The organism is Paraburkholderia pallida (assembly GCF_004524855.1).
Classification (GTDB): Bacteria; Pseudomonadota; Gammaproteobacteria; order Burkholderiales; family Burkholderiaceae; genus Paraburkholderia; species Paraburkholderia oxyphila.
In genome coordinates this window covers 1,694,613-1,716,900 of the sequence record NZ_CP038151.1, presented here as the reverse complement: position 1 = coordinate 1,716,900, position 22,288 = coordinate 1,694,613, and the positions used below count along the sequence as shown (strand labels likewise).

18 protein-coding genes are annotated in these 22,288 nt (G+C 55.4%); 10 read left to right on the top strand and 8 right to left on the bottom strand.

Annotation, left to right across the window (positions count from 1 at the left end; translation table 11 throughout):
* Window positions 1–359 precede the first annotated feature (359 nt).
* Entirely contained in the window at window positions 360–605 is a 246-nt protein-coding gene (locus E1956_RS47845; protein ID WP_418789373.1) for a DUF3331 domain-containing protein, read from the bottom strand.
* A 1,313-nt stretch (window positions 606–1,918) separates the two neighbouring features.
* Here E1956_RS47845 and E1956_RS42330 point away from each other — a divergent pair.
* The 7 genes from E1956_RS42330 (at window position 1,919) to E1956_RS42300 (ending at window position 9,459) form a co-directional block, all read left to right on the top strand.
* Window positions 1,919–3,589 carry a cbb3-type cytochrome c oxidase subunit I gene (locus E1956_RS42330; RefSeq protein ID WP_197733003.1) on the top strand — a complete coding sequence of 557 codons (1,671 nt, stop codon included), beginning with the start codon at window positions 1,919–1,921 and terminating at the stop codon, window positions 3,587–3,589.
* A 2-nt stretch (window positions 3,590–3,591) separates the two neighbouring features.
* Entirely contained in the window at window positions 3,592–4,191 is a 600-nt protein-coding gene (locus E1956_RS42325) for a cbb3-type cytochrome c oxidase subunit II (RefSeq protein WP_134759424.1), read from the top strand.
* On the top strand, window positions 4,184–4,780 hold the full coding sequence (locus tag E1956_RS42320; RefSeq protein WP_134759422.1) for a c-type cytochrome: 597 nt from the start codon (window positions 4,184–4,186) through the stop codon (window positions 4,778–4,780). Before E1956_RS42325 ends, E1956_RS42320 begins: the two co-directional genes overlap by 8 nt.
* Window positions 4,781–4,795: 15 nt before the next feature.
* Entirely contained in the window at window positions 4,796–7,063 is a 2,268-nt protein-coding gene (locus E1956_RS42315) for a heavy metal translocating P-type ATPase (RefSeq protein WP_134759420.1), read from the top strand.
* A 31-nt stretch (window positions 7,064–7,094) separates the two neighbouring features.
* Window positions 7,095–8,336, top strand: coding sequence for a molybdopterin-dependent oxidoreductase (locus E1956_RS42310; protein WP_167760307.1), 1,242 nt, complete (start codon window positions 7,095–7,097; stop codon window positions 8,334–8,336).
* Window positions 8,337–8,352: 16 nt separating this feature from the next.
* The gene (locus E1956_RS42305; RefSeq protein ID WP_134759418.1) at window positions 8,353–8,787 is read left to right on the top strand and encodes a c-type cytochrome; all 435 of its coding nucleotides are present in this window, start codon (window positions 8,353–8,355) and stop codon (window positions 8,785–8,787) included.
* A 324-nt stretch (window positions 8,788–9,111) separates the two neighbouring features.
* Window positions 9,112–9,459, top strand: coding sequence for a BON domain-containing protein (locus E1956_RS42300; RefSeq protein WP_134759416.1), 348 nt, complete (start codon window positions 9,112–9,114; stop codon window positions 9,457–9,459).
* A 694-nt stretch (window positions 9,460–10,153) separates the two neighbouring features.
* Here E1956_RS42300 and nicT read toward each other — a convergent pair.
* The 6 genes from nicT to E1956_RS42270 all read right to left on the bottom strand — a co-directional run bounded on the left by nicT (window position 10,154) and on the right by E1956_RS42270 (window position 15,686).
* On the bottom strand, window positions 10,154–11,272 hold the full coding sequence (nicT, locus tag E1956_RS42295) for a Nickel transporter NicT (protein ID WP_232072283.1): 1,119 nt from the start codon (window positions 11,270–11,272) through the stop codon (window positions 10,154–10,156).
* 11 nt (window positions 11,273–11,283) lie between these two features.
* Window positions 11,284–12,318 (bottom strand): DUF4331 family protein, encoded by a 1,035-nt coding sequence (locus E1956_RS42290; protein ID WP_134759414.1) that lies wholly within the window; start codon window positions 12,316–12,318, stop codon window positions 11,284–11,286.
* A 243-nt stretch (window positions 12,319–12,561) separates the two neighbouring features.
* Entirely contained in the window at window positions 12,562–12,915 is a 354-nt protein-coding gene (locus E1956_RS42285) for a BON domain-containing protein (protein WP_134759412.1), read from the bottom strand.
* 307 nt (window positions 12,916–13,222) lie between these two features.
* A complete protein-coding gene (locus E1956_RS47460) occupies window positions 13,223–14,218 on the bottom strand; it encodes a DedA family protein/thiosulfate sulfurtransferase GlpE (RefSeq protein ID WP_134759410.1) in 996 nt (331 codons plus the stop codon).
* 266 nt (window positions 14,219–14,484) lie between these two features.
* Complete coding sequence (gene cynS, locus E1956_RS42275; protein WP_134759408.1) at window positions 14,485–14,955, bottom strand: cyanase; 471 nt, start codon at window positions 14,953–14,955, stop codon at window positions 14,485–14,487.
* A 71-nt stretch (window positions 14,956–15,026) separates the two neighbouring features.
* Entirely contained in the window at window positions 15,027–15,686 is a 660-nt protein-coding gene (locus tag E1956_RS42270; RefSeq protein WP_134759406.1) for a carbonic anhydrase, read from the bottom strand.
* Between the two features lie 376 nt (window positions 15,687–16,062).
* Between E1956_RS42270 and E1956_RS42265 the strand changes: the two genes are divergently transcribed.
* Together E1956_RS42265 and E1956_RS42260 are read left to right on the top strand one after the other, a co-directional pair.
* Window positions 16,063–17,154 carry an alpha/beta hydrolase gene (locus E1956_RS42265; protein ID WP_134759404.1) on the top strand — a complete coding sequence of 364 codons (1,092 nt, stop codon included), beginning with the start codon at window positions 16,063–16,065 and terminating at the stop codon, window positions 17,152–17,154.
* 54 nt (window positions 17,155–17,208) lie between these two features.
* Window positions 17,209–17,685: a nuclear transport factor 2 family protein gene (locus tag E1956_RS42260; protein WP_134759402.1), complete on the top strand. Its 477-nt coding sequence runs from the start codon at window positions 17,209–17,211 to the stop codon at window positions 17,683–17,685.
* 598 nt (window positions 17,686–18,283) lie between these two features.
* On the opposite strand, the gene E1956_RS42255 is transcribed toward E1956_RS42260, so the two are convergent.
* On the bottom strand, window positions 18,284–20,566 hold the full coding sequence (locus E1956_RS42255; RefSeq protein ID WP_134759401.1) for an FdhF/YdeP family oxidoreductase: 2,283 nt from the start codon (window positions 20,564–20,566) through the stop codon (window positions 18,284–18,286).
* A 1,271-nt stretch (window positions 20,567–21,837) separates the two neighbouring features.
* Between E1956_RS42255 and E1956_RS42250 the strand changes: the two genes are divergently transcribed.
* Window positions 21,838–22,200 carry a hypothetical protein gene (locus tag E1956_RS42250; RefSeq protein ID WP_134759400.1) on the top strand — a complete coding sequence of 121 codons (363 nt, stop codon included), beginning with the start codon at window positions 21,838–21,840 and terminating at the stop codon, window positions 22,198–22,200.
* Window positions 22,201–22,288 lie beyond the last annotated feature (88 nt).

Genomic DNA, 22,288 nt, shown 5'->3' with positions numbered 1-22,288 from the left:
TGAACGCTATGGGATTTCGCGGGGAATCACCGCTAGCTTTTCGCTATGCCAGATTGCGGCAGATCTCGGGGCGTGCGCCCTCCACTGTCAGAGGAGGTCTCCCGGCACGGTGGACCGAAGGGGGATAGGGTGGCTGTACTGGATGCAAAGGCCCGGGAGCCAGCGTAGCGACCGGAACAGTGCCTGCTCTCTCTTAACGTAAAACTGCGACATCTGATAGTCAGCAAGCTGCAGAAAAAACGGGCATCAGAGCAAATCACCGGCTGGTTGAACCCGCAATACCGAATGATCAACCATGTGGGTGGCAAATGCAGGAATTAACGTCCCTCCGTGCCGGGAGTCGGGCCGCCGCGAACTATCTAGTCATCCACGTCGTCCAATATCTCTTTAAGAATCATTGCGTTTGCATTCAAAGCTTGCGGTCGCGTGGCTCGGGGGCGATAAACGGTTTGGCCGCGTCGTATCTCTAATCCACTAAGGGCGCACACGCCGGTACGCCGTGCGCGAGTCAGGTACCACTCTTGATTTCCGTAGGAGCAACACAGAGGATCCCGCCAAGTCAGCGTCACAGGCCCGACAGTCGGGCGCTCAACTATCCTTACCATGAGCCCATCTAACTGGGCCTTGTTACGATAGCGGGCAGAGGGTTCAGCACACGCATAGTGCAAACCTCTGCTAACACGTCCACTGCACAACTGATCGAGCATACTGACGATATCGGTCCAAGGATCTCTCGCATCTCGACGGAGGCTTGCACAGCGGTTGCTCATTTCGCTGCTTTGGATTGCGTGACTCATGATTGGCTGCCCAGTGCGTGTACGAAATAATATATCGGAGTGAGTCGCCTACACATGCAAGGCCGCAAACTTGCTAGTCCCCAGACCTTTTCGCCACTGTGCGACTTGCCGACTGGCTTTTCTTTCCCTTTTACTCAAAAAAACCGAGATTTACAGACCAATTTCCGATGAAATTAGGAAATCCATCGATAAATAATAAAAAGCTAGGGAGCCGATCGGAAACCGCGTGCTGGTGGAGTCTTGCTTGGATGAAAGCGCTTCGCTCGGCCGGTCGATGGAAGTAGTATGGGGTTTAACTACAACATGCGCTTTCCAAAAGTCACTCGATTTTTGCCCGACGCACGAAATACCGCCAGTCATTAACTGGCGTCGAGGTCGGCTACTCAGTTTTCATGTGTGAGATCGAGACTCGGTGGAACGCGATCTGCAGCGGCGGCCGATTGAGCCGTTCTGGAATTCTCGGATCAGCTTAAGCACTAGAGCCTGGTTTCCGACGGAGAAAAGGAAGTCAGGGAGAAGGGCTGTCTTTCCGCGGAACGGATCGTCACGCTCGTGGGCAACGCGGATACGAGACGGTCAATAGCCTGGCTCTTGGTTCTATGTGGGAAGCGGCTGAAGAATCGGTAATGTGGCTCTCCTTAAGCGAAGTCGGAATCAGCTCTTTGGATGGCAGCAGGAACGTGAGTTTGGCGTTTCGCCGTCTGGCTTATGCGAAGCAATCGTCGATGAGTTGCGCTTTTCAGTGCTTTCTTTGAAAAGTAGCTTCAATGCGAAAGAGAACCAGGAGGAGGCGTGCGAGACTGAGTTACTGGCGCCCGATTCATAGAGTCAGTGCTCGATGCCTAGATGGCCAGGCGTCCTTCGCTGATCGAGCGTTCGAAGCTCTTCTGGTTCCCCAGTCTGATGGTCGCTGGGGACAGCGTCGCGTCTGACTTGTTTGCCAGGACTGGAAGCAGCGTGGATTCTAATTGTCCTATGGATGGGAAGCTAGCGTTCAAACTATTCCCCGTCGCATACATTTACTAATGCGCTCTCGCGCTTGCCGTCTTGTTGGCAGTGTGGCGGATGTGAACTCATGATGCACGCGGTGCGAAAAGTCTATCTATATCCGTGGAGAGTCCGTGAATATTACAATTGGCGCCCTGTTGGCGTTGTCGTTTTTGATCTCGGTGCTCGGACTCTTTCTATTTATCTGGGCATTGGGTCAAGGCCTGATGCGCGCTGGTCCCGAGGCCGCGCAGATAATATTCGAAAGCGGCGAAGCGGGGCAAGTCGAAGAACCTGCAGGCTCGGATGCTCAACGCATGGCGCTTCAGGAGCTAGCGAGCTTGCGTAGTGAAGAGCCGGTGCCAGCGACGGCTGTTGGGTTTCATTTCGCCAACCCGAAAGGTTTTGCCGCTCGTGAGGCCCAGGACAGCTCAAGTCGTGGAGCGGCGTTCGCATTTTTATCGTCTTCGATTGTGTGGCTGGTATTAGGATCAGTCGCAGGTCTGATTGCGTCTCAAAAGCTGACTTCGCCGGACTTTCTGACTGATTACGCATGGTTGACTTTCGGTCGGATCAGAACCGCCCACCTGAACATGGTCGTGTACGGTTGGGCGTCGATGGCTGGCCTTGGAATCTCTTTGTGGATGCTTCCGCGTTTGCTGAAGACGCCGCTCGTTGGTGGTCGCTTTGCCATAGCTGGAGCTGGATTATGGAACGCAGGTGTTGCCGCCGGTGTTACTGCTATTCTTGCTGGATGGACGGATGGCATGCAGTGGCTCGAAATCCCTTGGCAAATCGGTATTCTGATTGCGGTCGGTGGTGCTCTTTGTGCTGTGCCACTCTTTTTGACGTTGGTTCAGAGAAAGGTCGAACATCTGTACGTATCGGTGTGGTACCTATCAGCGGCACTTTTGTGGTTCCCGATTCTCTATGTGGTCGCGAAGGTTCCGTATGTACACTTCGGTGTTGAACAGGCAATTGTCAATTGGTGGTTCGCGCACAATGTTTTGGGACTTTGGCTAACGCCTATTGGTCTCGGCGCGGCATATTACTTTATCGCCAAGGTTCTGGGGCGGCCTATATATTCTTATGGACTCTCCTTGGTCGGATTCTGGGCTCTGGCCATGTTTTACAGCCAGGCAGGTATTCACCATTTGCTCGGCAGCGCAGTGCCGGCATGGGTGCAAAGTGTCTCCGTTGTACAAAGCGTAATGATGATTATTCCCGTCCTTGCGGTGGGTATTAATCACCACATGACCGTCATTTCAGGACGCGTATCGGCACTCCGATACTCTCCGACGCTACGTTTTGTGGTTCTAGGGTCAGTCCTGTACACGCTGGTGTCGCTGCAGGGTGCGCACGAAGCGCTGCCATTTTTTAATCGGCTTGTCCACTTTACGCAATACAAGGTCGCACATGCACATCTAGGCTTGTACGGCTTCTACTCGATGATTATGTTTGGGTCGATATACTTTGTTATGCCTCGCGTGCTTGACCGCGAGTGGCCCTATCCAAAGTTGATTACCTGGCACTTTTGGTTGGTGGCCGTTGGCTTTGGAATCTACTTCGTCTTTCTTACCGTTGGCGGGGTTTTGCAGGGTGTCGATCTGCTTGATCCGAATAAGCCGTTTATGGATTCGGTTACGGTTCTCAGACCGTATCTAATGGCGAGAACGTTCGGTGGTTTGTTGATGGTGGCAGGGCATTTGATTTTTGCGTACCACTTCTTTGCAATGGCGCTAGATCGCGGACCCGTACGGACAGGGCAGGCGTACATCGGCGGAGTACCTACTACCGGGCGATAGGCATGAACAGACTCCTGACACTCGTAATTGGGGCGCTCATCATGCTGGCCATGGCAACGGTCGCTTTGGTGGCGATTCCTTACCAGCAATTGAAGGGAGAGGATCCTCCTGAGCAGTTGAAACCTTATACGGTCGCCCAGCTTCGGGGACGAGCCATATACGTGAGCATGGGTTGCGTTTACTGCCACTCGCAGCAGCCGCGTTCGGCTGAGTTCGGAGCTGATATCGCTCGCGGATGGGGGCGTCCGGCCACGGCGGCAGATTACGCTTACGACTACCCCCATCTGCTGGGCGTATCGCGAACGGGGCCTGATTTGTTCAACATTGCGGCACGTCAGCCTAGTATCGACTGGCACTTAGCGCACTTGTATCAGCCGCGGAGTGTGTCTCCCGGCAGTGTTATGCCGTCGTATCCGTTCCTGTTTAAAGTGGTTGAGCATCCCGGTCCAAACGACAAAGTCGTGAACCTGCCTCCGCAGTTTGCGCCCGCTAGTGGGCGCGTGGTCGCGAGTACCGAAGCGATGGACCTCGTTGCCTATCTGCTCTCGTTGAATCACACGTACCCGGTCGCAACTGACCAGCCGGAGCCGCGCCATGAGTAAGCCGCAAAACCAAGACAACGTCCACGGTCGAGAGTACCCCGAGCCGAAGGAACAAGCCAATCCGGTTCCATGGCTACTTGGGCTTATTGCAGCCTCGCTGACCGTGTGGGGTGTCAGTTATTTCCTGCTTAATCCAGACCTTATACCGCACGGCGCCTCGGCATCAGGAGGGGGTGACGTCGTGACGGCAAGCGGGGGAAGCGGAGGGAGCACGGATGGTGGGCAAATCTTCACTACACGGTGCGCGTCCTGTCATCAGGCGACTGGTGCGGGGTTGCCAGGCGTATTTCCGCCGTTAGCGGGATCCGAATGGGTCAATGGCGACGCAAAGACAGTCGCTCGCATCTTGTTGCTCGGCATCAACGGGAAAATAACAGTAACCGGCGCGACGTTCAACGGTAGTATGCCTGCCTTCGGCTCGACCCTGTCCGACGCAGAGATCGCGGCGGTAGCATCTCATGTGCGATCGAGCTTTGGCAACAAAGCCCCAGCTATTACGGCCGATACTGTGAAGGCAGAGCGGACTGCATTGGGTAGTCGCACGACCCCTTGGGCTGGTGGCGACGAACTGAAATCGCAGCAGAAGTAGCGTGACGAGAAGCAAATGGAAGCTGATCAAGTCGCTAATATTTTGCTCGATGTACAGGGTATGTGGTGCACGAGTTGTGCAAACGCGGTAGAGCGCGTTCTAAACCGGCAGCCCGGTGTGTTGGGCGCCAAGGTAAGCTTTCCCTCAGAGTCTGCGACTCTTGAATGGGACTGTTCCGTGACATCACTCGCAACGATCCTCGGTCCGGTTAAAAAGCTTGGTTACGAGTGCGTGCCGGAGGGGCCCAGTCAGGATCGTGCAGCCCATTTCGCGCGTCTTCGGCGCGATCTTTCGCTTCGCCTGGTGGTAGCTGCATTTCTGTCGATGTGGGTGATGACGGCGCAGTGGACCCTGTACCTTGAGCCGGATGAAGGGCTCACAACATCGGTGCGATTTGGGTTTGCGCTGTTCGCGGGATTGATGTGCGCCCCAGTAGTTGGTTACTGTGCCGCTCCGTTCTTCAGAGCCGCATTACGTACTTTGCGAGCTGGTGCGCCAGGAATGGACTTCTTGGTGTCGCTCGGCGCAAGCGCATCCTTTGCACTTTCGCTGTGGCGCCTCTCAGAAGGGAGCTCAAGTGTCTACTTTGACTCGTCGGCGATGATAGTGACGTTTCTACTCGCGGGCCGGTTGCTCGAGATGTCTGTGCGTGGTGCATCGTCCGATGCCGTCAAGAGCTTGCTGGAACTGCCACCTGAAACGGCCCAAATCGTAACGGAAAACGGCACCGAAGCAACCGTGCTCGCAAAGCGCGTGACTCGCGATGACGTGATCCGCATACGCCCCGGGGAGAGGTTGCCTCTGGACGGTGTCGTAATCGCGGGGACCTCATCGCTGGACCGATCCCTCCTGACTGGCGAAACGGAATTTCGGACTGTTGGCGTTGACGACAGCGTTGAAGCCGGCGCGCTGAACGGCGAAGGTGAAATTCTTGTTCGCGTAGTTAAAGTTTGGGGAGAGCGACGCGTTGACCTAATCGCGCGCACCGTGCGTTTGATGCTTTCCAGAAAGACCGCGTCACAGGCTCTAGCCGAACGACTCGCACGTTACCTTACGCCGACGATATGTGCTATTGCCCTGCTAGCGCTGGCAATAGCTCGGGTGCGCGGTGATCCGTGGGGGGCGTCCGTCGAGCACGCCGTGTCAGTACTCGTCGTCACTTGCCCGTGCGCGCTTGGCATCGCCGTTCCGCTTGCGCTTAATGCTGGTGTTGGGCGCGCCGCGCGTTGCGGGATTCTGTTTCGTGACGTTGAGGCACTCGAGTCGGCTGGTCGCATTCGTTCCTTCTTCCTGGACAAAACGGGGACACTGACTGAAGGCAAGCCTGCGCTGATTGGTGCGCGTTTGGTCGAGGGTTTCAGCGAAAGAGAACTGCTGTTAAATGCCGCGCTCGCCGAGCGGGGAAGCGAGCATCCACTCGCCAAAGCGATTATTGAAAGTCTTACACCGTCGGAGCGTGCGACGGTAGAGCAGCAGAAGGGGTACGCCCGAGCGGTACCCGGAGCGGGAATCGTTTGGCATGGTGATGATGGAACACATATTCTCGCTGGTACTGAGAAATTTTTGAGCGAGTGTGGCGCGGACGTACTGGTAGACGCTAGCCGGCATACGGTTGTTCATGTTGCACGCAATGGACGCTGGATTGGGTCAATGGAGTTCGCGGATACCCCGCGCAGCGGAGCGGCGGAAGCGCTCAAGCGGCTGACTAGGTCCGGAGTTGAGTTCGCTATTCTGACCGGAGACAAGTTGGAAGTCGCTCAGGATACGGTGCGGATGATGGGGTTGAGTGACATCGCGATATATGCGGGTCGTAGTCCGGAGGAGAAGGCCTATCAAGTGGTGGCTGCGCAGTCAGGTAACAGGAAAGTCGGCTTCGTTGGCGATGGGCTGAACGATTCAGCCGCCCTCGCCGCTGCGGATTTCGGCGTTGCAGTCCGTGGCTCGACAGCCTCCTCGACTGCGGTTGCTGCGGTTGTGCTGGTTGATGGTGGTATCGAGAGAATTGACTTTGCTTTGAACAGTGCGCGTCGCGTCGCAGGAGCAATACGCCAGAACCTGGCTGCTGCCGTCGTCTATAACCTGCTTGCGATTCCACTCGCGTTCTCCGGTTGGATATCTCCGGCACTCGCAGCAGCACTGATGGTCGCTAGTTCGCTTTCGGTGACTTTGAACTCGTCGAGACTCGCTTTTGGGAAGACAGGCAGCCTCCATTGCACGAAAGGAATCTTTCGATCAAAGCTTGCTCCTCAATCGGACAGACTTGGTATTCAATCGACAATCTGAAAAACCTTTCAAATCAAGAATTGAGATTTCCATGAACAAGTACGATTTCCTTTTTCTCCAACAGCGGCGAAAAGTGCTCGGGAAGCTTGGTGCATTGGGAATTGCCGCGCTTGGATTACCGACTATCTCTGAGGCGGGGCAGACCGATACGATTCAATTGCCCTTCGAGAATGGCGAACGACCACTAGTTTCAGATCTCCCTCAGAAAGGAAGTGTAATCCTTCAACGAAACCGACCACCACTTATAGAAACGCCTTTCGAGGTGTTTGATCATGGTGTCCTGACGCCCAATGATCGCTTCTATGTGCGCTGGCACTTGGCCAGTATTCCGACCACAATCGATCCTCGCACCTATCGATTGAGTCTCCATGGTAACGTGGAGAAGCCGTTTAGCGTTAGTCTCAACGAGCTGGTAAAGGGGTTTCCACGCTTCGACATAGTGGCGGTCAATCAATGCTCAGGGAACTCTCGAGGTTTCTTTAGTCCGCGCGTGCCCGGCGGCCAATGGGCCAACGGCGCGATGGGAAATGCGCGCTGGACCGGCGTCCGACTAAAGGATTTGCTTAACCACGCAGGCGTACGGGAGAAGTCCATTTGTGTTCGCTTCAACGGGCTCGACTCTGGAGTAATCCCTCAGACACCGAAGTTCATGAAGTCGTTGGCTGTCGATCATGTGCTTGACGGAGAGGTGATGCTCGCCTACGCAATGAACGGCGAACCCTTGCCAGTTATGAACGGGTTTCCCCTTCGACTCGTCGTACCCGGATGGTATGCAACATATTGGGTCAAGATGGTCGACGACATCGAAGTTCTTGACCGGCCTGATGACAACTTCTGGACCGCAACAGCCTATAAGGTTCCGGATAATCATTTTGCGAATGTTCATCCAGGTCAAACAGGGGTCAAACAGGTCCCGATCAGCAAAATGCTGCCGCGGTCGTTCTTCACGAACGTAAAAGACGGCGACACAGTTCGCGTCTCCACCCCCACCCTCGTGCGCGGTATCGCGTTTGGTGGTGTGAACGCCTTGCGAGCTGTTCAACTCTCTTTTGACGGAGGGCGAACGTGGCGAGACGCGCAGCTCGGTACCGATTACGGGCGTTACAGCTTCAGGCAATGGCAGACAACGGTCACCTTCACACAGCTCGGCCGGCAGCAAGTGATGGTTCGTGCCACGGACTCTACTGGCCAGGTTCAGCCAAGCACGCCGAATTGGAACGCGGCCGGGTTCATGCGTAATGTTATTGAGTCGGTTAACTTAAACGTCGCGTGACGCGCAAGGAGTGGGTGTGAACGCGAAACTAAAGCGCATCGTAGCAGTATGGGCGATCCCGTCTATCGTGGGTGTTGTGCTCGCTGTAACTGGGAAGACCTACTTGCCAGAATCGATTGCATCGCAAGAAAGGCGCCAAGAAAGCGTTGTGCCGCCGGTCTATTTTGATAGTGTCGCAGTGACTTTCCCTTCGGGCTCTAGCACGTTTCCGCCAGGTGACGGAGCCGACATTGCAAATGCAAATTGTGTGATGTGTCATTCAACGGGAATGGTCCTAAGGCAACCGCCTCTCACCATGACCGAATGGAGGACCGAGATCGAGAAAATGCGCGGATCGTTCGGCGCGCCAATTACCGCCGATCAGGTTGATGCGTTGGCACGATACCTGAGTACAATCGATGGTCGAAAAAGCGATGCCGTTCCTTCCGGAGTTAGCAATGAGGCCAGCTAGTTGTAAATATGAATTTCGGAGGACTGTTATCCGTTGACGCGACAACAGCGAGTCCAGACTCGCGCTACCCCGGGGAATCGCTGAGTCCATGGCCGTTCGGCTAGGCCTGTATCTGTCGTGTAAGTGATGAATTGAATTTGTTCCGGACTTCTTGACAGTCTCTGTTCGCCCGCTCGGGATAAGCGAGAGGTAATAACGGCGAGCGATGGCAGCGAGCGTGGATTGAAAACGCAGATTTAATCTGTAACTAAAATTTGAATAGTTGGAGAGCAGTTACTAAGTCGAAGCTCATGTTCGACCAAACCGTATGACTTGGAGGTGAGTGTGAATACGACATTTAAACGCCACGTGGGCATCGTTGCCATCGCACTGGTCGTCCTTGGGACTTCCGCAGTGACGTCGACTGCCTTCGCGCAGGACTCTTCAAATGTTGCCAGTGCTAAGGTGGAGCGCAAGGCGAACAGAATGTTGGCACGTGATGTGCGTAAGGCGCTAGAGCGCGCCAAATTTGACGTTGACGATGTACGTATCTTGGCGAAGCATGGTATGGTCAGCCTCGATGGGACGGTCCCAGACGGAGATCAACTTTCCCGGGTGCCCGATGTCGCGGGCAGAGTCCATGGAGTGACATCAGTTGCTAGCAATCTGACGGTGCGCGAAGAGGGTCGCTAATTCCTTGGAATAGCCGCTTGGGGAGCCTCAATGTCTCCCGGGAGGAGAGTAGGTCGATCGCCTAATGCGTGCCTTGCTTTGGGTGAGTATTTGGTTTTGCCGCGTTTGCAGCAACTCAGTGCAGACAAGCAAGACATCTAGCTGGCAGGGACCATATCGTGATTCACGAAGCGAGCAACGTGGCACCGCTAACCGGTTGCTACGCCGCTTGCTTCGTAAGTCTTCTCGTGTTCCGGCAATTCTCGTTGGGGTCTGGCCGCGTGTGAGCTTCCTGCCGAACTATTGGCGAACCGATCTCCATCCGAAAGCATCGCATGCTTGATGGTGGACGCTATATGGGCGGTGCTCGTGAACAGTCGACGTGATCAGCATCGCCTTAGACTGTGCGCGTTATTCGCGCGAGCAGTCGGACGAGCCTGTATCGAATTTCGCAGCGAACTGGGTGTTCGTGGCGCTGCGTGCGTGCTTCTAAAGCTCCTAAATTGAAGTAGGACGGGTACCACTGGCTGCCCCTACCTAGACGTCCGCTAGTTGTCCAATGGTAGTCCTGTCTCCGTGCGACTTGAAGGTCTAGTCAGGCCAAGATTGGATCCAATTGTAGGACATCCGACTTATCCGCTAACACTAGCGGCGAGCCCTGTGATCTTCCACTTCCAATGGTAGAGCCACGATCAACTGTCGCGGTGCCCACCCGTCAGTCGCTGTCTGGCGGGTGGACGGTGCTCAAGCGCTGTCCCATATTTCCGAATTTCCAGATAGCGGTCGAGATTGCCCATGTTGCTACAAAGAGTACGACAACAATAATACCAATGTTGCTCAAATCGAGGGCAGCGAGCGACGTCCAAACTCTCCCGTGTGACTGGAATTTTTCGCTGAGCAATCCCAATACCTCAACGGTCCCAATGATAAAGGCAATCAGGACAGATAGGCCGGTGACAATGAGGTTGTAGTAGACCTTTCGTACCGGTCTCTTCAACGCCCACTGATAGGCCGTATTCATAAACGAGCCGTCAAGCGTGTCGAAGAGGATCATGCCGGCGGCAAACAGTACCGGAAGGCACAACGTCGCATACCATGGGAGCCCGGATGCGGCGCCAGAACTGCTCAACATTAGTAGTGCGACTTCTGTCGCGGTATCAAATCCCAAGCCGAATAGGAATCCAACGAAATACATCTGTGCGGGGTGCGTTAGCAACTGCATGACCGGCCCTAGAGCTCGATTAATAAAGCCGCGCTTGGCAAGCTGTTTCTCCAGCGCAGCCTCGTCGAATTCGCCTTGACGAAGCCGACTGTGGACTCGCCAGATGCCGGCCAAGGCAAAAAGGTTCAGTGCTGCAATGACATACAGAAAGCAACTCGACACTACTGTGCCAATCACATCAGTCACGGCATGAAGAGTCGAATTCGCGTCAGCGATGTGTGTCGACAGAGAGCGGATGCCGAGAGTGAGGAGCAGTGCGACAATGAAGACAACCGTTGAATGACCAAAGGAGAACCAAAAGCCAACAGAAATTGGGCGCCGCCCCTCACCGACGAGCTTGCGAGTAGTGTTGTCGATTGCAGCGATATGATCAGCATCGAACGCGTGTCGGATCCCGAGCGTGTAGGCTGTAATCCCGATGCCTATGCCGAACGCTTGTGCCCCTAGGCTGAGATGTTGGGGCACGACGACGGCAACAAGAGTGAGCCATCCCACGATATGAAGGAGCGCGATGACGCCTATCATACCCGCAGCGGAAAGCGCCATACTGCGCAAGCGCGCCGAGAGTACCGCATTCGCGGCGCCTTCGGCATTGGTGAAGGGGGCGGTCATTCGATGTTCCTTTAAGCAAGCGGCGGCATATAGGGGAACGTCGACGTGGGTTTGGACGTCACTGACTCTCGTCCGATTTCAAGGGCGATTGGCGAATTCGCTGCGATCGTAAACATAACGTCCGGCGCGTTGTCGATAAGCGAGCGTCCGTTCCACGAGGCCATACCAAACACAGCCTCCGTGCCGACGGTGTAGGGCAGGATATTCGGCAGGAATCGGTGCGCTACGCGCGTTGCATAACCGACTGGGTCGATTGCCGTGCCGTTTGCCTTGATCGCTCCTGCGATTGACCGGATAAATGTTTCCCCGTGGGTAGCGAAATCGTCGGCAGGTCGACCCGCATTCAGGCTGTCTCCGAGTGCTTCATTGAATTGCGTGAAGAGGGGGTGAATCATCGGCAGGCCTGCGCGGTTGATTGACCTCCAACCGCCTGCGTCGGTCGCCAGTGATGCGAGCGCCCATACGCCAATATCGCGGTTGCCGCCCGCCCTAGCAAGTAGGTCGTCGTCTGCCACCTCGAGCACAAGGGAATACACGGTATGACCAGCGAAGAGGTTCTTCGCCTCGGCCGGTGACCACGTTCCAAGATCCAGTGCTGTACCGTCCTGAAACACGTGGCCGACCGCATGGAGCACATCGGGTTCGATCCAGAAAGGGTCTCCAGCCTTGCCGGCCCATGCGCGTAGGCCATTTTCACCGAGAGTCGTTTCGCCCATCACGCCTTGAGCGACGGTTACACCGCGTGCGTGCGGATCGGTGGCCTCCGCGCCTTCAATCCTCCGGATCTCGTAGTGTTGATTTCCAGCGTTGTTCCGTTCACCGAAGATGACGCGATATGTCAGTTCCTCAACTGCGTTGTGATCGAGGTCGATCTTGAATTCGTACATGCCCTCAGGATGAAATCCGGGTGTTGGAACGTCCCCGGCGATGGAGTGGCAAACGTTCAGAGCAAACACTGTACCTTGCTCACCTCTGAAACAGTAAAAATCGGTGATATCGAGGCGTACGTCCTGCCGTGCAATCGGTGAATCGAGATGATGAGACATTGCGAACTCCGTTGTGTTGTGAGGCGTGGTGGGTAGATCTTCCTGTTCAGCCGCGTGTCACGCAATGAGATCAGGCCAGTCCAGGATGAAGAGTCAGCTTCAGTCGATTTGTCGTCGTGGATGCCCTATAGGCTTCCGCACGTTGTCCCCGGACACATTGGATGGGCGAGTAACCATGCTGGATGCCACTTCCAGAGGAGTCTGCAGTGGGAGCGGCAATACTAGCTGGTCCGCTTGACCGAGCTAGCCGCCGTTCACATACAGTATCAGGTAGCTCTTCACTGCGGTGACGCCGGGTACACTTTGCGCAACCATCGCCGCCTTTGTAATCTGGCTTGGATCCGGCACGTAGCCAGTGAGACTGACAACGCCACGTCGCGCGAGGATGCGGATATCGTTCGTATTGACTTTGTTCGTGTTGAGGGCAAGGCGAACGTCCTTGGCCAGTTGCCGATCTTCTTTGCGCTGCTCACTTTTGCTAATTGAGGAAGCTGGAGGAACCTGGGCAAAGCAGACTTTCGGCACTGGGAGGGAGATGCCAACCGTAACAATGACGCACGCGATGGCTCGCACGCATTTAACTGCATCGAACTGCATGAGCGACTCCAAGATGAGGTACGGATAGTGCGAGAGCTCTTTGGTGACATGAATCTCGGCGAATCAGTCGGTGCTGACGCCAATCGGTGCGCTGCTATCATTCTTTCAGATATGCCATCGCGTGGGTTACACGTTTGCACGCTCCTTTTTGACCGAACACGGAATCGTGCAATCGGAGGTGGGGAATCAGTGTTTCGGTTGTATGTCGATTTGCTAAAGGTGGGGGCGTCGGTCAAACCGGTGCACGAAGAAGTGATGCAGGGGCCAGGCAGAAAAAGCGGCCACACCCGACGGGCAGTGGAGGCAATTACTGCGCCGCCATTGATGAGGATTGACAGGCGCAGGTTTTGGTGTGTGTTATGGGTAGCGAGATCACCGGATGCCCAGCTCGACGCCACGCATCGATTCCACCAGAAAGTGCTCGAACATCGCTGAACCCAGCGTCATGCAGGGATTTTGCAAACAAAAAGGCGGAGACTTCGTTATGGCACGAGCAATAGATAATTATCTTAGTGTTCTTGGGGAACCTCGCAGTGATCTCGTCGAGGCGATCTTCTTCCGCCGGCAGCGAGTTCGGAATGATATAGGGGGCAAGTTTGCGCTTTTCGCCTGTTCGGACGTCGAGTACGACAGGCGGACAATTACTTCTTAACGCGAGATCTAGTTCCTTTACGGTGGCGCAGACCGTAGGGAGTCGTTGTAGTACTTGGTTGCGGCGCCGCCAGTTGTATATGGCGTAGGCTACTAGGAACGCGAGGACAACGGGTATCGCGATGTGACTGAAGCGGTGTGCTAGCGCAAACAGAGTCTCTAATTGCGGAGCAAACAGCATGCCGATCGAGAGCCCAGCGATTGTCCACAACGCCGCTCCTATGCTGTCGTACATGGCAAAGCGGGGCCACGGAGTATGGGTAACGCCTGCCATGGGGATCGAGACAAGCGAAAGCCCCGGAATGAATTTGGCTACGGTTAGTATACGAACTCCCCACCGCCCGAAAAACCTCTCGGTGCGCTTGACACACGCGTCCCGAGATGGCGAGAGCTCACAAATGGTGTTCAGCGCATTTGCACCGTAACGCCGTCCGAAAAGATATAGGACGGAGTCCCCACTCAGCGTTGCGAGCACGGCCAGAGCGAATGTGGGGAGGAGCTGCGACCCGGCGGTTGCGGGGTGCATCGCTGCCATCGCGCCGAATAGAGCAAGAGACGGCATCGCAGGCACTGGTATGCCAAGGGAGCGGATTAGCACATTTAGGAATATGAAAGCGGGTCCATATCGCGCAACAAGTTCATGTAGGAGCATGCTCGTGAGTCCGTAGTTATTCTCTAGTGCAGTCCGATCGCGTTTAAGCGCCTTGTGTCTACCACGTTCGACTGAAGGCCCAGCGACTCTGCCGTATCTCCAACCGGAGTTGAATTGACGTCAGATCGAGCCGCTGGGTGCCACGCGATAGTCGATTTAGAGGGAACACTGCGCCCGGATGCCGAACGACTGAGCCTTGCGCGAAAAGCGAATCGGTGCATTATTGGGCGCCTCTAGTAGCTTGAGATCAAGCCCGGTCGGGAAGCTCAATATGGCCTCGTCGGCAGATATTTGCCATCTAAGGTAATGACGGCGCGCTCGCCCCCTTCTGGGTCAGCGACTTTTTTGATGTCGAGTCGAAAGTTAATAGCGCTAATGATGCCGTCGCCAAACATTTCGTGGACTAGTGCCTTCAAGGTAGTTCCATAGATCTGAACAATCTCGTAGAAGCGATAGATTGTCGGGTCTGTCGGCACGCCGCTGCCTAGGCTGCCGCGAAGTGGAATCGACTGCAGAAGGTGCACCGCTTCCTCGTTGAGATCAAGGTGACCGGCAACTGCACGCGCTGCTTCCTCCGGAAGTGGGTGTTGGCCAAGCAGGGCAGCGGTTACAAATGCCAGGCTGAGGCCAGTACCTTCGTTGATTGCCTCGAAGGTTAGATTCTTTCGTGCCTTTGCATCGAGAATTGACTGGGTCAACGCGATCCGGGTGTCTTGGCTAATTTGCGACTGATTCATGACGGCTCCTAGGATGAGTGCGCCTCTCCGCTGGTACTTCTACCAACTGGTGGCGCGGTACAGAACAAATATCAAATTGCAAAGGGAGTCCCAATTGGGGTTGCGCTGACCGATGGGTTCGATGCGAGCGGAACGAATTTCCCCGTCGAACCGTCAAGTGCTTCGATCGACCCGGACTCTATGTCGTACACCCAGCCATGTAGTGCTAAGCGACCTTGGGCGAGCGCGAGCGCAACACATGGGTGTGTCACGAGATTGCGCAGTTGCGCTATGACGTTTTCACGCACCATTGACGTGATCCTCTCGCGGTCTGACGAATGCTCGCGGGATTCGTTTACCGCTTTCGCAGAGTCTGCGTAGCGGAGCCAACTCGCGACAGCAGGCATGTGGTCAAGGCAATGGCAGGCCGCGATGGCGGTCATAGCGCCGCAATCGGAATGGCCACATACAACAACGTCGGTGACGTGGAGGGCACCGACCGCGTACTCGACGCTTGCCGAAACGCCGCCAGGCTCTGGGCCAAAAGAAGGCACAATATTTCCCGCGTTGCGAATGACGAAGAGATCGCCTGGCTCGCGCTGGGTGACCAACTCCGGCACCATGCGGCTGTCGGAGCAGGAGATGAAGAGAGTGCGTGGGGCCTGCGCGTTCGCCAGCCGTTGAAAAAGCTCTCTGCGAGTTGGGAATACCTCGCGTTGGAACCGAAGGAAACCGTCGATGACGTCTTTCATGATTTGTACTCCACAGGGAACTACTTCTGCGTCGGGTGATGAGAAGAATGGCTGGAAATTGGTCGAGAGTCCAGAACGAATTGATGATTGAGAGGATAAGCCGAACCAATAGTTGGAGATCGACCCATGGAATTGGGGCACATCAGCTATTTTCTTGTGGTTACAGAGCATCGCAATTTCGTGCGAGCAGGGCCGGAGCTCACGCGGGGCATGGCGGCTCACGATCACGCCTACGTTCACCGCCTGGATAGTAGGTCTACGCATCGACCGCTTCCGTGCCCGATATCCGATCTCCTTGGTCGCGCTAAAACCGGTCGATCACGATAGAGCAGTGCGAACACGAAACCGCTTGGAGTGGCCGCGCCGTACACTGCCCATGAATGTAGTGTTCGTAACAAGGCGAGGAGCATGTACCTTGAGAGGCGCGATACACAACGGATGGATCGGTGCATTGGCCTGGGCGGCTTCGGTTATCGTATTGTTTGGTCTGGTGGAGTGTGCAGCGTATGCAGAGGGTCCTACGGTGTCACCCGACGTCGCGACCGCAGCGTTTCTGGCGGAGACTGCCAAGGAGGGGGGCGCACCGCATGGTGAATTTTCGGCAAAGCAGGTGCGCGACGCGTTTTCTAGGCTGCAGGCAAATGCCGGCGTTGACAAGTCGGGATCTGACGTAATCACCCGTACTATCGATCAGAACGGCGTGTCTGTGTCAATTTCGATCGTCCGTCCGAAGGGTGAGGCCGGCGTACTACCAGCGTTTCTATTTCTTCACGGTGGCGGCTGGGTAGCCGGGGATTTTCCGAGCCACGAACGAATGGTGCTTGAGCTCGTCAGGCAGTCGGGTGCAGCGGCGATATTCGTGAATTACTCACGCGCGCCTGAGGCCCCCTATCCGAAAGCACTAGACGAAGTGTACGCAGCGTCCGTTTGGGCCGCCGCACACGGTAAGGAAGTCGGTGTCGATGGGTCGAGACTTGCAGTAGTGGGAAACAGCGCCGGAGGAAATCTAGCCGCCGCACTTTGCCTTCTGGCTAAAAGTCACAATGCGCCGAAGCTGCGATTCGAAGGCCTAATGTGGCCTGTTTTGGCAACTGATTTTCATGACGGTTCCTATCAGCGATACGCACACGGCTACTCTCCGGGCCCAAAATTGATGGAGTGGTTCTGGAATCAATACGTTCCTAATGTTAAGGAGCGGGAAAATATATACGCAGCGCCTCTCAGGGCGACAGTCGATCAGTTGCGCGGTTTGCCCCCCACGCTAATTCAGCTTGCGCAGCTTGACGTCGTGCACGACGAAGGTGCATCGTACGGACGCAAGCTCGATGCTGCCGGAGTGGCAGTTACTACGACTTCGTATTCGGGAACCATACACAACTTTTCAGTGTTGAACGCATTAGCCCACGATGCTCCGTCTGAAGCCGCGATTCGGCAACTCGCGACGGAGCTAAGGGTCCATCTCCGATAAGCGGCCTAAGCCATGGCTGCACGCTGTACCCAATCCCTATCCTGAAGGAGGTTGATGATGAATGCAGAAACTCGCCCACCCGTTCCCCCCTTTACTCAAGAAACCGCAACGCAGAAGGTCCGCCTCGCCGAGGACGGATGGAACTCAAGGGACGCTGAGAAAGTATCGCTTGTCTATTCGGTGGACAGCCGCTGGCGAAATAGGATTGAGTTTCCACACGGGCGAGAGGAAATCGTGGCTTGGCTCAACAAGAAATGGGCGCATGAGCATGAGTACCGGTTGATCAAGGAACTGTGGGCATTCGGAGGCGATCGAATTGCTGTACGTTTCGCTTACGAGTGGCGCGACGATTCTGGCACTTGGTTTCGCTCGTACGGAAATGAGAACTGGGAATTTAACGAGTTCGGGTTGATGGTGGTACGCCATGCATCGATTAACGATCTCCCGATTAAACCAGAAGATCGACTGTATCACTGGCCTCTTGGGCGGCGGCCGGATGACCATCCTGGGCTCAGCGAACTCGGTCTTTAGCCGGAACTGGCCGCGCAAAGCGCGGCGGTCGCAACTAGAGGCTACCGGCGTCTAATAGCCCGATGGAAACTGTAATGCTTGTGGTCGTTGCTTGGTTGATGTGGCTGGGCCCGCTTGAGCGGATGTACAGCGACCACGGCCCGCGGTTCCTATATTTTTCTACGCGCGGACTGCACAATTCGAGAAGGGATAGCTAACGGAGGTCTACGTGACCATTGTCGAACTTCGACACGGAGCATCCCTTCGCCATTCTATCGGTGCGTCGTCCAGATGGACCGGGTGATCCACGAGAACGCGGTGTTGGTTGAGTAGGCCGCCGCAGCCGCACAGCCGATGGCGGATCAGTTTCGCGTGTTGCGCTAGCCGATCTCGGTTTTCAGGGTATAGTTTCGGCTACCTTACGCGCCGACTAGTGCGGTCTCGTAGTGAGCCTGCACGCTGTTAACGGTAGATGGTCATGATCTTCACGGCTTCAGGCAGCGTTTTGGCTTGTACAGTCGACGGTCGTAGTTGGTAGCCTGTAGAGGGATTTATGCCCCAACTCCTGCGACCGGACGTGACCCGGTCGCAAGAGTCCGCGGTAGACAAGGTTCCTTCCCTATGCCGCACGGCTTACCGTGACCGGTACGGATTTATAGGAGGGCGTGCCACTTTCCGCGTCGATGTAGTCGAGTGGAACAAGCACGTTGGCCTCGGGATAGTACGCTCCTATTGAGCCGCGCGCGATTTTATATGTAATCGCGGTGTAGCCGGTTAGCCGACGCTTGCGATTTCCAGGGAGCGCGGTTTCGAGATCAATGACATCCCCGTGCTTGAGACCGCGCAAACGCATGTCTTCCTCATTCATGAAAATGACGTCCCGCCTCCCAAAGACTCCGCGATAGCGGTCGTCAAGACCATAGATGGTAGTGTTGTACTGGTCGTGGCTCCGGATCGTCGTTAAGGTTAGTGCATTCTCGCCCACAGACTCGGGGCTCGTGCGTAATCCGCGGAACGGAATGAAGGTGGCCTTCCCAGACGGCGTAGTCCATTTGCGTTCAGTCGGTGGCAAAGGCAACCGGAAGCCGCCGGGCTTCCGGATGCGCTCGTTGTAGTCCGCAAAGTCGGGGAAGACCTTTTCAATGCCATCTCGGATGCGATCATAGTCGGCAACCAATTCAAACCAAGGGACCTTGGATGCGGGCAATGTAGCCTGTGCGATCCCTGCGACAATCGCGGGCTCTGAGCGAAGGTGCTCTGATGCGGGTGGCAACTTTCCTCGCGAGGCGTGGACCATCGACATAGAGTCCTCTACGGTGACCGCCTGAGGGCCCGCTTCCTGCGCATCGAGCTCTGTGCGGCCGAGACAAGGCAAAATGATTGATTCTTGGCTTACGAGAAGATGTGAGCGATTGAGCTTCGTGTTGACAAAAACGGAAAGATCGAGTGTTCGCATTGCCGGGAAACATTGTTCGTGGTCCGACATCGCAACTGCGAAGTTGCCGCCAAGGCACATAAGGACTCGAGACTTCCCGGCAAGAATCGCTTGCATCGCGCGAACTGCGTCGTGTCCATGATGCGACGGCGGGACAAATCCATAGGTATCTTCAATCCGCTGGAGCATTTCGTTTGACGGCAATTCAGTGATTCCAACGGTTCGGTTGCCCTGCACGTTCGAGTGCCCGCGCAGGGGGCAAATACCCGCACCGGCCTTGCCAATGTTCCCTCGCATGAACAGTAGGTTAGCAATCTGCTGGACATTTGAGGTGCCCTTGCTATGTTGGGTGATACCCATTCCGTAGGTAACTATCGTCGCATTCGATTCCGAATACGCGAGAGCAATGGATTCGAGCGCTTTCCTAGACAGGCCACTTTCGGATTCTATGTCGGCCCATTCGGTTTGGTTGATGTCATCTACAAACTCTTCGTAGCCGATGGTGTGCTCTGCAATGAACGCGTGGTCGATCACAGTGCCGTCGGAGTGCGTGGACGCGTCTAGCGCCAATAGCGCCTTCTGTACGCCCTTCAATGCGGCTGCGTCACCACCGACTTTGACCAGATGGTAGGAGCTGGCGATATCTGTTGAACCGAATGTGATCATCTCGAGTGCGTCCTGCGGGTCCGCAAAGCGCTCAAGCGCGCGCTCCCGTAGCGGATTCAAGACGATTATCGGAACGCCTCGTCGTGCGCACTCGTGGAGCGTACCCATCATCCGGGGATGATTCGTCCCGGGATTGTGCCCCATGGCAATGATTAGCTCGCACTGGTCAAAGTCCTCTAGCGAGACCGTGCCTTTCCCGATTCCGATAGATTTTGGGAGACCGACGCTCGTTGCCTCGTGGCACATATTGGAGCAGTCTGGGAAGTTGTTTGTCCCGTACTCGCGAGCGAAGAGTTGATAGAGAAATGCTGCCTCGTTAGACGCGCGGCCGGATGTGTAGAACTCCGCTTGATTTGGATCCGGAAGTGAGCGGAGGACATCGCCAATACGAGCGAACGCCGCTTCCCACGAAATAGGCTGATAGGTGTCGGTCGCACGGTCATAGGCCATCGGATGCGTAAGTCGACCTTCGTTCTCGAGATCATAGTCGCTCCACTTCAACAGCGAGGCGACCGTATGCTTTTCAAAGAATTCGGGGGGAACACGCTTCTTGGTAGCCTCCCAAGTTACAGCCTTTGCGCCGTTTTCGCAGAATTGAAATGTCGATCGGTGCTCCTTGTCGGGCCATGCGCAGCCTGGGCAGTCAAACCCATCCGGCTGATTCGTCCGCAGTAGAGTGATTGGCGCGACAAATGCGTCCATCTGCTCTCTCACAGCGCGAGCGGTTGCGTTCAGCGCGCCCCAGCCGCCTGCGGGGCTGTCATAACGCTTAATTCCTGGAACGTCAGGCTGGTCAGACATAAAAGCCTCCGAGTCAAATTGGGTCTATGGATGTTAGGGGAGTGATTAGTCTTGTTGCGTATCAGAAAGAGTCTTTCGCGGCTTTTGGGCATCAAAAAATGGCAAGCATCATGCTGACCAGGGCGAACGCATCGCTGCCGTCAAGAAGAAGATCTACAGTTTGTGGAGCAGGATCGATTGCAATCTAGATCGCGACCCTGATCGTCGAACCCGGCTAGTCGGACTAGGACGCCAACGGGCGCTTTGCCGGCAGCGAAGGCGGTAAAGGCATATGCGGCCCCGGATAGCCGAGGAAAAAGCGTCGTTGCTCATGCTGTAAAAACACGCGAGATGGATGTACAGAGTCTAGCGCGTGGTCAAAATCGGTCTTTAAAAATCGAGCGGCTTCTTTAAGGAAGGAATCGATTTTTTCATCCGGTTTTGTTATTTTTTTGCATCGATTTATTTTATTTTTAATGGTGATGAGGTTTTCGGTTTGTGGTCAATTATTGTCTGCCAATGGGATTTTGTTGGGGGCGCTTGAACGTATATCGCGGGGTTTTATTAAAAAATCAATTTTTTAGGATAGGCGAACTTGAAGTATTGAGCTATCACTGGATGTAGTGGTTTGGGCGGCGAGCTTCTACTTTGAAGGCGTCTTCTGATGCTTCTTGCTGGGGCGTGTGACAGCGATGTTGCGAACCTAGTATGAAGATGTAATTGTTCTCGAGAATATGGTATGGAGGTAAGCATGAAGAAGGTATGGCTTTTTCCCATCGCTACGTGCCTTGCAAGCGTGGCAATTTCGTCCGCATTTTCTGAAGAGCCGGCGAGCGCGGGACCTGTGCAAGGAGCGGTGCAATCTTCGATGTCCAATCCGGCATCGCCTGCTGACCCGTCTTCGTCTTCGGAACTCGCACGGTCGAAGCAGCGAACCGAGACTGGGGTGGGGGCCGCGAACAGCGGTTCGAATGGTTCCGGTTCTTATGCAAGCAAGACGACAGGGATAGGTGTGTCCGATCCCAATTGTGTCGGCCCGGTGAGTTTTTGTACACTGTACTTCGGAAGCTGAACAGGCATCTAGCTGGCGCGGAGGCGTCCTACACGCAAGTCTGACGGACGCCGCATGCCACAGGGGGCGGCGGCCGAGGGAGTTTTATCCGCAATCGGTCTGAAAACCTCGGCCTTCAGGCCGGGGATGAAAGGCGGGTGTAGACAGCGAAGCAGGATTGCCGTGATTTTCAAGGGGAGAATCCAGGTGTGCCTATACGGAGAAACAACCGTGTCGGCACATGAACCTCTCCACCCGCGTCCTGCGCTTCAGACTCAAAGACAAGCATGCAAAGCTGTTGCGTGAGCTCGCGCGCGAGGTGAATCTGGTCTGGAACTTCTGTAACGAGCTGTCGCTGAAAGTGTGGCAACGCGAGCAGCGCTTCCTGTCCGGCTACGACTTCCATCCGTTCACCAAAGGAGCCGGCAAGGCGGGACTGGGACTACACTCCCAGACCCTCCAGGCCATCGGAGAGGAATATGCTGTGCGTCGCAAACAGGCACGCAAACGAAATTGCGCTGGCGTGTGTCGGGCGGGTCCCGTCGCTCGCTGGGCTGGATCCCGTTCAAGGCCAGTGCCATCCGCTACCGGAATGGGCAGGTAAAGTAGCGTACTTCCGAGCGGTGGTAGTCAATTCCGGTAGATAGGCCGGTTTCGCGAACGTCGGGACACAGAAGGCTCAGGGTTGTGAG